Origin of the sequence: Bacillus sp. FSL L8-0099, from assembly GCF_038006385.1 — a bacterium.
GTDB classification, from domain to species: domain Bacteria; phylum Bacillota; class Bacilli; order Bacillales; family Bacillaceae_G; genus Bacillus_A; species Bacillus_A toyonensis.
On record NZ_JBBOVC010000001.1, the window covers coordinates 2,592,025 to 2,603,777 of the forward strand.

Here is an 11,753-nt window from a genome sequence, read left to right on the forward strand (position 1 = left end):
TGGCTACTAGGTTAATACGATGTAACGGGAAGGAGATGAAAAAATGAATAATGGTCATTATGAATACAAAAATTCTTTTCATCAGTATTATCCAAACGAGTCTTATCCTTTTGTAATGGACAACAGAAATATAGATATGAGTAGAGGAGTAAGGCCACAACAATGGCAACAACTACAACAATGGCAACAGCAACAGCAACAACAGCAACAACCACAACAACAATATAAGTGTCAATGTGATGGGAAAGAAGCTCTTTGCGTTTCAATTCCAGTTCCAATTACAGTTGTTCTTTTGGGTACGAAACTCCAAGTTGAATTACCGTGTATTAGAATAACTTCCGAAGAAGATATTACACCAGTATTGAAAAAGTTGATAAAGTCCCTTGGTGGTTTTCTTGGCGGTTCAGGTAGCTCTTCGTCTTAAAAATACAACTTTACTTATTTATTCGGATAATAACAGCGTTTGTTTAAGCGAGGCGAAGTAGATTTGAATAGCAATAAGCAACTTTTGTGTCATTTGAACTATAACTATACACTTTGGCAAGGTTATGGTTGTTTTTAATTTTGGCAAAATAACGCTTCTTATTAAAATTTTCGGCCAACTTATGAGTAAAGTGACAGCATTATTGATTTTAAAAAATAAAAAAATCGCCTTACTAAAGGCGATTTATAATTTATTCATTTTGCATTCTTTTGATGATACATAAATATTTTTTAAAATTAAATGCAATGTTCCACATTAATGTGTTTCTGGATCTTTGTCTTTTTTTCTAAGACCAAATAATCCTAGAAGTCCCAATAAACCAAGCCAAGTCCAATTATTATTTTTATTACGATTATCATTTAAATCATTTGTCGTATTTACATTTCGAGTTCTCACATCATTATTAACTCTATTCGTGTTATAGTCATTAACTCGAGTTGTAATATTATTATCGTTAACTCTATTCGTATTATATCCATCGTATTCAGCATGGACGCTTGTACCAAAAACCGTAATAGTTAGTAAAAGGGCACCTAAAATAGATGAAAGTTTTTTCTTCATGATTTTCCCTCCTTTCGTATTTAATAATGTCTCCAGTTCCTTTAGACAATATTCGGTTGAAAATATATAAAACCATGTACATGTTCTACAATCAGATCAAGCATAATACCTAAATAAATTTCAATCGATTCTTTATGGCTGTTGTATTAAAGTAGTCTAGGGAAATAAAGGTTATTAGCGAATTAAAATAAGTGGCAGATTCATGACTGCTTTTTGGCAGTAAATGTGCCGGTTGTTTTGAAATCAAAGTGATATATTTGTATTGTGAGAAATGACGGAAAACATTGCTCGCAAAATTCCTTATAACTGAAAATGGATCGTCATAACCGGTGGCGATGGGTGTAGATTGGATGAACAGTTGTTTCTTGTTTTCACATTCAATTGCAATTCACGTTGTGTAAACGGAGAAGGTCTTTTGCTCTTCTTCCAGGGACTTAATAATGTTTGTGTAGATAAATGTAAACAACATTAGGTGGTTGGAAGAAGAATAAAACTTCATTTACCGGATTTATAGTTATCAAATTACTATGAAAGGGAAGTTGGTGCACAGTTGCCCTTTCATAATGAAAAAATAGTATATTACCTTTCTTAATGTACATATTAAGTAAAGTGTTTAATATCACACATAAAAGGCGGGGTAATATGAGTGAAAATAAGAAGAATGAAGAATTGAATAAGATAAAGAAGTATTATTTTAATGAGGATAATCAACCAGTAGCTGGTATAGAGTTAACTTTGCCGCCTGATATAGGAAGCATGTTAGACCCGAAATCAGTTAATGATGAAAGTAAAGATATTGATAATGAATAAGTTTAATTTAAGCATCCATTCGGGTGCTTTTTATTATGTAAAAAGATAAGGGCTGAGGGTAGATGGATAACGATTTACAAAATAAGATTGATGTACTCGGTCTTCAAGCTGTGGATGAAACAGCTTATAACAAAGATCTAAAACCCCATGAGGAAACATACAAGCGAGCGAAGATAGATATTAATCGTTTTAAAAATTACAAACTGTATGGTGGGGAACACATGCTTTATTCTATTGAATATATCGAACGAACTCCAATAGAAGAGTTATTAAAGCTCATAAGGCTAATGCAATATTGATAGGTAAAGGATAATGAAAGAATACAAAACCAAACAACAGAAGCGTAAGTTTTATGACAGTGGTGAATAGAAAAGTACACGTGAACAAGTGAAGAAGCGTGATAACTATGCATGCCAAGAGTGCAAGCGCAACGATTAGTAGCAACGGTATTATCTCAACCACCACCTTTAGATGGACAAAAAACCGCTCAAGTGGGAACTTTAGTACGGAGAGCCTTCCTTTTTTATATTTGTTTTTTGTAAAATTATTGTAAATCATAAATACATTATATAACTATATATTATATAATGTGTACGTAATATATTTGAGATGTTAGGGGTGATGTATTCGATAATTACGTGTAACTTTTAAAAGTATTATTGTAATAAATTGTTTTAAATTCTTCTTTTAGACTTTTAATTTTAAATTGTTTAGATTCAGTAATTGGTGTTTCTCGTTTTTTGATAATCAAGATAAATGAAGAGAGGAAGTACTCAATACATGGAAAAATTACGGTTATTAACATTTAAAAATATAGTAGAGCCACTTTTAAAGGAACATGTATCATTTATATATTTTCCTATTGAATGGCTAGACATTGTAGAGATACATTATAAGACATTTTTATTAACTAGTAAGTTAAAGCGTTTAAATGAAAGATTGTATGATATGTTTTCTGATATATTGTTTATTCAGCATAATCCGTATGTATTAAATGAAAATACGCCATGGATTGTGTCAAAAGAACCAATTAGGCAAGAACAACTTGATTATATATTTCAAAGTTGGTATGAGGTCATTCATGATTGGAAACCGAATCAATTAATGGAACCGCCAAAATATGAATGGCATGACGATTTGATTTCGAATGTAACAGTATTACATGATAGTGAAACGTTTTCTAAATGGGTACCCGCATTAATTTCACATGTTTTTTGTGTACAACCTATACGAATTGAGAATAAAAATGAAGAAATCTATTTTTCTCCACTTCGATCACAAAATATTTGTGAGGCAATGTCAGAGCCGATTAAAGATGAAAAAACACAAGACTTTTTCGCCTATGTATACCGATTTGAATGTATAACTCGTGGTGGTGAGAATATTCCATTATTAAAGGTTACAGTAGGTATTCGGAGATTCTACCAAGAATATAACCATCCCGATATCCCTTTACTTTTGCGACGAAAACGAGGCATGATATTGATTTCTACTTCAGAATTTGCATCAGATAATAAAAAAATGCGGTTTGTAAAGTTAAAAGTACAACAAGCTACAAACGGTATGAAATGGATTAAGTTATTTAGAACATTAAAAGATGATTTTCAAATAGATGGAGAAATTGAATTAGACCATATTATCCAATATCCGAAAGATTATATTGTCGGAACAAACAGAAGAGTATTACTTCCGTATAATGAGAGAATATATAAAGTGCAAGGTACTAAAAAAAAGCTAGGTATAAAAGTAAAGGAGAAAGGATATCTATTTAAAGAATTTCAGCGGAAATTCTCACATTTCACATTACTGCCAGAATGCAAAAGGGTAGCAACAAATAATGAAAATGAATTATTTCCTTTAGTTGCACCAAAAGGATTAGAGACCATAACATTAGAAATTTGGTCCGAAAATATAGTATTGGAAATAGAACAAGCATTATTTGATAGTGAAATAGTTTTAGCTAAAATAGGAGAAACATCTTATGTAGTAAATGCAGATTCACCAGTATTATTAAAGATTGTAAGATTTAATATGGAAAAAGTGTTACAAAATCCATATAAAATGCAGTATTGCCAAAAATATAAAACAAATCTTGTAGATGATGTTGTAAAAGCAGTTCATGCTACGGCAGGTAAGCGAAGTGATACGACGTTAGCATTAATTGCAATGAAGAAGTGTGATGGAAGAGAGAAGATTGATCCGAAACAAATTATTCGTGAAGGGTTTGCACGAACAAAACGTATTTCAACATTTATTAATTTATTTATAGGTCAAAGTGTATCTCGTGAAACAATTGTAACTAGTATTTTTAATTTATTAGAACAAAAAGGATTTTTGAAAGGCAATTGGAATAAGAGGAATTTACCTTGTACATATGTCAATTTATCAGTTGAACGAATCTCGAAGTTTGATTTCTTACCTATTATTTCAAAAATAAAAGGTAAAGAAATATCATATAAATTATATGGGGATACGGAGTCGGAGTGGCAACCGATCGACTATATGTTATTACAAATAAATAAACATAATGTATTTTTACCACAACCATCAAAAAGAAATGATGTGGGTGCCCGTTTTAAGGAATTTGTATCTGAAACATTAATGGGAATGTTACAACATGCGCAAAAGGAAAATGAACAAGTTTATTTCATTGTAGATGCGAATTTGAGAAAATATTGGATTAAAGAGTTGCAAAATGAAAAAATTAATATAGATATTGCACCTGAGATTATTCCAGATATATTAAAGGTTCCGAATTTAAACGTTATAAGAATAAATACTGCTTTTGATGTACCAAGCTTTGTTGTAATAGATCGTGAAAATGATATGGATAGAACTGGATTATATGCGGATCAAACAGGGATGTATTATAGCACTGGTGAATATCGATTAAATTGTAGTGACACAATTCAACAATATATACTTGAAATTCTACCATTAGGTGTAAAACATGTAGAAAGGGAATATATCGCTAAAATGATACATTTCATGTGTTGTAATTCAAGTATACTTCCGGAAAAAAATGTGCATATGCCATATTCTATGCATATGGCTAAAGTAATAAAGAGTTATGCCACTGATATAGATGCAAGAGAGTTTAAAGAATTCGATGATGAATTAGATGTTGATGTAATAAAGAGAGAAAAGAAAGATTCAATAGTGCTAATTTAAATAATAGTAAACAAATCCTGTTCATTATACCGATCAGGATTTGTCATTTGTTCATGTAAATATAGCTATCCTTTGTCATGTATCTTTTCTATTTTGTATTTACTTTATAAACATTCAGGATTAAGATGTTTTTTAGAAATACAAAAACTGAATCACATGGAAAATTAATTTTAAAACTTAATAGAAATTTGAAAGGAATGGGGAATTGTGAAGAAATTAGATGTATTATTAATGCTACTGAGCGGCCTCTTTCCAATTGCAGGAATGTTAAAGCAAATCCCTCTTGAACAATCTTTATATATTGGAGGACTTTTATTTTTTACTAGTTTCGGTAGTTACTTTGCAAAAAAGATATATTCACGTATATGTAGCTGGATAGCATATGCACCATTTATAACACTACTGTTAGTTATTTGGAATCAGGATATTTCAACAAGTGCTATAATAGCAAATGCCAAAATTGCCGCCTGTATCGCTTTAATACCTTGTATATTTCGCTTTCGTACATACGGGCTTACTTTAGGTTTATTCTCATTATGGGCCGCTTTATTATGGGATATAAAGGAAGTACAGTCGTTAGTCATACTTGAGCGTATGACGAGTTTAATGACAAGCAATTACGTATATCTTCTACTCTTAGCTGGAGGACTTATATTAGGTGGATTACTTGCGACGTTAATACACCGTAAAGAGAAGGATAATAATAAAGAAAATATAAATCTATTTCACCAAAAAAAGAAACGCAAAAAACTATCATTTAAGATGCCACTTCCAAGATTACCGAAATTTAAGATGAAATTATTTAAGTTTGGTGGAAAAGGTTCTAAACGTAAAACGCCAGAAAAAATACGTAAGCATAATTACGAAGAATCAGCTCCAGCTGCAACATATGAAATGTCGGAGCAAATAGATCAATATAAAGAAGAGACTGTTCAAGGACAAACGAGGATGGAACGTCGTAGAAATAGGTATAATGCATAATAAATTTCAGTAAACCTTTAATGATTTATCGTTAAATTGATAAATTATTAAAGGTTTTTTATGTAATTAAATATAGATTGCCAATGAGAAATTCATAGCATATTCTAAAGCTGAGGACTTAAATAAAATAATGGGAGGACAAAATGCTTATTATTACATATATTTCTGTCTGTATATTATTTTTAGTTAGTTTTTTACATATTTATTGGGCTTTCGGGGGTAAGTGGGCGACAAATAGTGTCATTCCAACTAAAGCTGGAGAAAAGGCGTTTACACCAGGTACAGGAATGACATTGTGCATTGCGTTATTATTAAGTATGGCAGCAATGATTTTATTACAACAAGCAAATATTGTTCATTTCGCAGTTCCAAATATTTTTGTTCAAATGGGATCCTGGGTTTGTATGGTTGTTTTTTTCATAAGAGTAATTGGTGAATTTCATTATTTTGGTATCTTTAAACGAAAAATAGGTACGCAGTTTGCTAGAATGGATACTGTTTTATATATACCACTTTGTGCATTTCTATCATTATCCTTTTTATTAACAATTATAAAGTGAACATAGAAAAGATAATCATGTAATGTATTTAGTATATAAAGATACGGATATTAAATAAGAGGTTTCTGTGCAATCAGAAACCTCTTATTTTGTGTGATTGTAAACATCGGTTATTTGGGAGCTTATTTATTTAATTAAGATAATAGAATGTTTATATTTGAAAGAAATGAATTGAGATTTAGTTATTGCTTCTATGAATGATACATTTTCTTCATTTTTTTTGTCCCTAAAATACAACTAATAATTGCGAGTAATGCATTTGAAGAAATAAAGTTTACAGTCCAATAAATTCCTGTTCCAGCGATTATATCGATAATTATAAATCTTTTAATTGCCGAACTTTTGACTACATGAAAAACAAATTGATTGTTATAGTTATCCAATGTTATCACATCCCTTATCTAATATATGACAAGGCATGCTTGTTCTAGTCTTCATGATAATATACAAAAAGAGTAATTAGCAGAAGCATATAAAGTAGTTATAAAAAAAGGATAACTATTGGAAGTTACATTCTTAAATTTAGTGAAAAAATAAAAATCATAATTTATCCTGCGTTATTGATGGAATATTATGTTTTACTTAAGAGGTTATGCGGAAAGTTTGAAGAAAAATTCTTTCATTAAAAGTACGATTCCTAGCAGAAACAAGACTTCAATTGAGAACCAAAACATACTTTTTTGAGGTTTTTTAAACTCCATAATAATTGATGAAAATAAAAAAATTGCAATCAGTATGATGATTAAGAGTCGGATTATATCAACCATTCATAACACTCCTATTATTTAATCAATACTATTATATAATCTTTTCCAAAGATATAGAATTCTAGAAACGTTTTATTATAATTTTAATAAATAGAATAAACGGTGTATATTATCTGTTTTTCTGCAAATTATTTCAAACGTGTAGTGGAAAGTGATAAATCCACGTTTAAATAAAAGGATGTAAGCGTATTCTTAGCGAATTATAGATAATTAAGAGAGGCGGTGACACTATGAAGTATGTAAAAGTCAGTATGAATGGTGGAAGTGAGCACAAATTCTCAATGACTTTAGAACGATTTGAAGAGCTTATTACTACAGAGAATGGATTATTAGAAAATAAATTAGTTTATATCGAAAATGTAATGATTAACCCTACTAATATATCTTCTGTGGTAGAAAAAATTGGTGTACCTGCTAAATTTATGGAAGTTTAAAGGGAATTAGATAAAAAACATCCATGGGGATGTTTTTTGTTTATAAATAAAGCAATTGTACAATGAAAGTATGAGCAGATTTTATTAGTAATCATGTAGGCTATTAAGAATGAATGGATATAGGAAGGTCTTTTCTAACGTGTTAGTTACTCCAATGTGTATGTATCTATTTGGCATCTAGACATTGTGCTTTTTCATGCACAATGTAATAAGTACAAGCATATAGTATGTAATAGGACAAGGTCTTCGTGTCCTACTAAATACTCAGAAAAAACCTCTAATCACATTAGAGCATCCAATAGCAGGTTGCTCTTATTTTTTATGAAAAATGTAGCTTCATAAAGGTTTCGTTTCAATTATAGTTTTCATTAACCTTTGATTTTAAACTTATCTTTAACGTTAATAAATATTATGGTTAATATAATAGCAATAATTAAATTAGACAAATAGAAATTTTGGTGAATCAGTAGTTCAAAGATGACATCGAATGTATACAATAAAGCGATAGCAGGTAATATACAAATAAATATAAATCTCCAATTTTTTAAATAATGTTTATAATTAGTAAGTACTTTCTCCATTCATATTGCTCCTATATTTTTTATTTTCTATATAATTATACATTTAAATAAAAAGATTTACAAAGTGTTTAAAAAATATTTAGCAACTAATGTAATTTTGGGAGATAGATAAGGAGGAAGCAAAAAATATTATAGATTTATAGATTGAGAGAAATATAGAGAAAGCTTTTGTTAAAAACTTAGATGGTAGCAGCAATCTGTGTAATAAACGATTTGATTTTAAAAAGGCTTTTAAACATCTAGACTAAAATGATACACTATAATCTACGTTATTTTAGAAATGAATAGAGGGATTTATATGATAGATAAAATTAAAAATGTTGTTGAGGATATGTATGAAGATGAAGCAAAACATTTACTTCAAAGTATTCTCATACAGTTAGATGTATTAGACGGGAATTATAGCGAAGATATGCTAAAAAATTTAACGAGTATCCCTAAGCAATTGACGAGTCATACAACTCAGGAAAAGAATTTAGAAGAAAGTACACACATTCATATTGCCTTTGATGATTCAACAGCCGGATGTTTAAAATATATGTTGAAACAAGAAGGGTTACACGAGGAGAATGTTGTTTCATACTCTGAATTCTTTTCTATTGGTCCCATACATCAATTACATATGAATGAAGGTCAATTAGCAAGATCACAGTGGTTATTAAATAACTTAACTTCTTATGATTGTTATTTTGAAGAAGAGTATTTACCAAGATTTAAGGAGACTTTAGAAGAGCTACATTCAATTCCGAATGAAACACCGATTACCATTTGGAAGGCGGATAATGCCCATGAGCATGTAGGGCTTTGTTTTGCAACTGCGCAATTAAAAGATAAGAAAAATATTCGTGTTATAAATACTTCTGAAGCGAGTAGAGAAATATTAAAACAAGATTATGATATTCGTGGAACTGGAGAATTATCTCCTGAAAGTTTAGCTCTTTTTCTAAAACGTTTTGTGGAATTTCCGTATTTAACTGAAGAGAAGCGAATGAAGTTTGCACATGAGTGGGATAGATTATCGCAAAGCATGGAGTTTTTAAGAGTTTGGAAAGACGATGAAGTGCATTCTGTACAAGAAGGTTACTTTGATCAATTCATTATTGAGTGTGCGAAAAATGTGGGAGCAGATAAAGAATTTTATAAAGCTCCGAGAGTAATAGGTGAAGCACTTGGTCTTGCAGATCAATTGGTTGGGGATACGTTTTTGGAATATCGCTTGAAAGAATTAATTAAGCAAGAAGTATTTGAATATGAAGGTTCATTAGATCAAATGCGTTTTTATAGTGTGAAGTTAAAAAAATAATAAATATATCCAGTGTATGAAAAAGTTCGTATTTTTAAAATGCGAACTTTTTTCAATTGAATTTAGGCTATACATAAGCTTCCTATAGTTAACGAATTACATATGAATGTTAAAGGAAATGAAAAGAAGGTGATTTGTTAATATGTATAATCAACAAAACTATCCATATGATCAAGGGATGTATTATAATCCACAAAACTACGGTTATGAATCTACAAATGAAGTGAGAGATATTGAACAAGAAGATTACAGACCAGATGATGCGGAAGATGCTCCAACGTCACCACCACCGTCACAAGCTCCGTCGTTACCGTCCACATTTGCTTCTCCTGCACAAGCAGGTAATATGAAATCATGGATGTGTAACTGTCTAGGAAGATGGGGCTATTTACGTTTACATCGATCTGGGCCTTTCGGAAGAGATTTATGGTTCTTTCCAACTGAGGTAAGAAGAAACGGGGTTTCAGGTTATACTTGGCAAGGTGGTCGCCGTCGTAAAGTAAGTTACCGATATCAACAAATTAGTAACTTTATGTGCTTCGCATAAAGAAAAGTGAGCGAGTAGAATACTTTTACTCGTTCACTTTTTTATTTTTCAATATACGAAGTAAGATTTTAATTAAAAATTTACAATTTTCACGTTTTTATTAGAGTATAATGCATATGTTGGTTGATTTTCAAAAACAAGTGAGAGTGAGGGAATGCAATGTCAATGAAAAACAAAGTGGGCCTAAGAATAGAGGATGGCATTAATTTAGCTTCAGCTCAGTTTAAAGAAGATGCGTATGAAATTTATAAAGAATCGAGAAAAGTGCAGCCTATATTATTTGTAAATCAAATTGAAATCGGTAAAGAATGGCTCATTACAAGATATGAAGATGCTTTGCCGCTTTTAAAAGATAATCGCTTAAAAAAAGATCAGGCAAATGTGTTTCCTCAAGATACAAAGAACATGTATCTTTCCGTTGACAATAGTGATCATTTAACAACGCACATGTTAAATTCGGACCCACCTAACCATAGTCGTTTACGATCTTTAGTTCAAAAAGCTTTTACACCGAAGATGATTTCACAGTTAGACGGAAGAATTCAGAGAATAGCGGATGATTTAATAAGTGAAATAGAGCGAAAAGGTACATTAAATCTTGTGGATGATTATTCATTCCCATTACCGATTATTGTAATAAGTGAGATGCTTGGAATTCCAAAAGAGGATCAAGCGAAATTTAGAATTTGGTCTCATGCTGTCATTGCATCGCCAGAAACACCTGAAGAAATAAAAGAAACCGAAAAACAACTATCTGAGTTTATTACATATCTTCAATATATAGTTGATGTAAAACGAAAAAATCCAAAAGAAGATTTGGTTAGTGCGTTAATACTTGCAGAAAATGAAGGGCAGAAACTTAGTGCTCGAGAGCTATATTCAATGATCATGTTATTAATTGTAGCCGGACACGAGACAACAGTGAATTTAATAACAAATACGGTATTAGCACTTCTTGAAAATCCGAAGCAATTACAGTTATTAAAAGATAATCCGAAATTAATTGATTCAGCTATTGAGGAAGGATTGCGTTATTATTCTCCAGTTGAGGTGACAACTGCAAGATGGGCGGCTGAGCCGTTTCAAATTCATGACCAAACAATCCAAAAAGGAGATATGGTTATTATCGCATTAGCTTCCGCAAACCGTGATGAAACAGTATTTGAAAACCCAGAAGTATTTGATATTATGCGTGAGAATAACCGTCACATTGCTTTCGGACATGGTAGTCATTTCTGTTTAGGAGCTCCACTTGCTAGGTTAGAAGCAAAGATTGCTATTACTACTCTGTTTAAAAGAATGCCTGAACTACAAATAAAGGGCGATCGTGAAGATATTAAATGGCAAGGAAATTATTTAATGCGTTCTTTAGAGGAATTGCCTTTGACTTTCTAGAATAGTTAAAATGAGACATGCATACATTGAAAATGTTTTACATAGAGTATGTATGTGTAATTTAAATTCGAAACGGAAGGGTGAAACTATCCCAATGATCAACTAATTCTATTTTTAAGAGATCTTCGTTAAAAAACGAAATATTCTTCTGAATAGGAT

General features: G+C 30.9%; 13 protein-coding genes and 1 pseudogene. 11 read left to right on the forward strand and 3 right to left on the reverse strand.

The genetic code is table 11. The features are described 5' to 3' along the window. Positions 1 to 43 precede the first annotated feature (43 nt). A complete protein-coding gene (locus MHH42_RS13045) occupies positions 44 to 424 on the forward strand; it encodes a hypothetical protein (RefSeq protein WP_016108511.1) in 381 nt (126 codons plus the stop codon). Positions 425 to 739: 315 nt separating this feature from the next. Here MHH42_RS13045 and MHH42_RS13050 read toward each other — a convergent pair whose 3' ends face one another. After that, the gene (locus MHH42_RS13050) at positions 740 to 1,045 is read right to left on the reverse strand and encodes a WGxxGxxG family protein (RefSeq protein ID WP_016108512.1); all 306 of its coding nucleotides are present in this window, start codon (positions 1,043 to 1,045) and stop codon (positions 740 to 742) included. Between the two features lie 642 nt (positions 1,046 to 1,687). Between MHH42_RS13050 and MHH42_RS13055 the strand changes: the two genes are divergently transcribed. The 6 genes and pseudogenes from MHH42_RS13055 to MHH42_RS13080 all read left to right on the forward strand — a co-directional run bounded on the left by MHH42_RS13055 (position 1,688) and on the right by MHH42_RS13080 (position 6,567). Then, on the forward strand, positions 1,688 to 1,855 hold the full coding sequence (locus MHH42_RS13055) for a hypothetical protein (RefSeq protein WP_001293571.1): 168 nt from the start codon (positions 1,688 to 1,690) through the stop codon (positions 1,853 to 1,855). Between the two features lie 62 nt (positions 1,856 to 1,917). After that, positions 1,918 to 2,154, forward strand: a complete 237-nt coding sequence (locus tag MHH42_RS13060; protein ID WP_000368156.1) for a hypothetical protein — start codon at positions 1,918 to 1,920, stop codon at positions 2,152 to 2,154. A gap of 13 nt (positions 2,155 to 2,167) precedes the next feature. Next, positions 2,168 to 2,287: pseudogene (locus MHH42_RS13065) on the forward strand (HNH endonuclease); the annotation flags it as partial. Positions 2,288 to 2,635: 348 nt separating this feature from the next. Then, complete coding sequence (locus MHH42_RS13070) at positions 2,636 to 5,026, forward strand: RNaseH domain-containing protein (protein WP_016108513.1); 2,391 nt, start codon at positions 2,636 to 2,638, stop codon at positions 5,024 to 5,026. Positions 5,027 to 5,233: 207 nt separating this feature from the next. Then, complete coding sequence (locus MHH42_RS13075) at positions 5,234 to 6,007, forward strand: DUF3959 family protein (RefSeq protein WP_000732194.1); 774 nt, start codon at positions 5,234 to 5,236, stop codon at positions 6,005 to 6,007. 143 nt (positions 6,008 to 6,150) lie between these two features. Beyond that, positions 6,151 to 6,567: a DUF3995 domain-containing protein gene (locus MHH42_RS13080; protein WP_016108514.1), complete on the forward strand. Its 417-nt coding sequence runs from the start codon at positions 6,151 to 6,153 to the stop codon at positions 6,565 to 6,567. 191 nt (positions 6,568 to 6,758) lie between these two features. On the opposite strand, the gene MHH42_RS13085 is transcribed toward MHH42_RS13080, so the two are convergent. Further along, on the reverse strand, positions 6,759 to 6,950 hold the full coding sequence (locus MHH42_RS13085; RefSeq protein ID WP_000371056.1) for a hypothetical protein: 192 nt from the start codon (positions 6,948 to 6,950) through the stop codon (positions 6,759 to 6,761). A gap of 614 nt (positions 6,951 to 7,564) precedes the next feature. On the opposite strand from MHH42_RS13085, the gene MHH42_RS13090 reads away from it, so the two are divergent. Further along, positions 7,565 to 7,768: a hypothetical protein gene (locus MHH42_RS13090; protein WP_000878378.1), complete on the forward strand. Its 204-nt coding sequence runs from the start codon at positions 7,565 to 7,567 to the stop codon at positions 7,766 to 7,768. 368 nt (positions 7,769 to 8,136) lie between these two features. Here MHH42_RS13090 and MHH42_RS13095 read toward each other — a convergent pair whose 3' ends face one another. Next, positions 8,137 to 8,349: a hypothetical protein gene (locus MHH42_RS13095; RefSeq protein WP_000416829.1), complete on the reverse strand. Its 213-nt coding sequence runs from the start codon at positions 8,347 to 8,349 to the stop codon at positions 8,137 to 8,139. A gap of 298 nt (positions 8,350 to 8,647) precedes the next feature. Here MHH42_RS13095 and MHH42_RS13100 point away from each other — a divergent pair, with 298 nt between their 5' ends. The 3 genes from MHH42_RS13100 to MHH42_RS13110 all read left to right on the forward strand — a co-directional run bounded on the left by MHH42_RS13100 (position 8,648) and on the right by MHH42_RS13110 (position 11,594). Beyond that, on the forward strand, positions 8,648 to 9,652 hold the full coding sequence (locus tag MHH42_RS13100) for a DUF1835 domain-containing protein (protein WP_070173231.1): 1,005 nt from the start codon (positions 8,648 to 8,650) through the stop codon (positions 9,650 to 9,652). A gap of 142 nt (positions 9,653 to 9,794) precedes the next feature. After that, a complete protein-coding gene (locus tag MHH42_RS13105; RefSeq protein WP_000282699.1) occupies positions 9,795 to 10,199 on the forward strand; it encodes a hypothetical protein in 405 nt (134 codons plus the stop codon). Between the two features lie 159 nt (positions 10,200 to 10,358). Beyond that, positions 10,359 to 11,594 (forward strand): cytochrome P450 family protein, encoded by a 1,236-nt coding sequence (locus tag MHH42_RS13110; RefSeq protein WP_000062110.1) that lies wholly within the window; start codon positions 10,359 to 10,361, stop codon positions 11,592 to 11,594. The last annotated feature ends 159 nt before the right edge of the window (positions 11,595 to 11,753 follow it).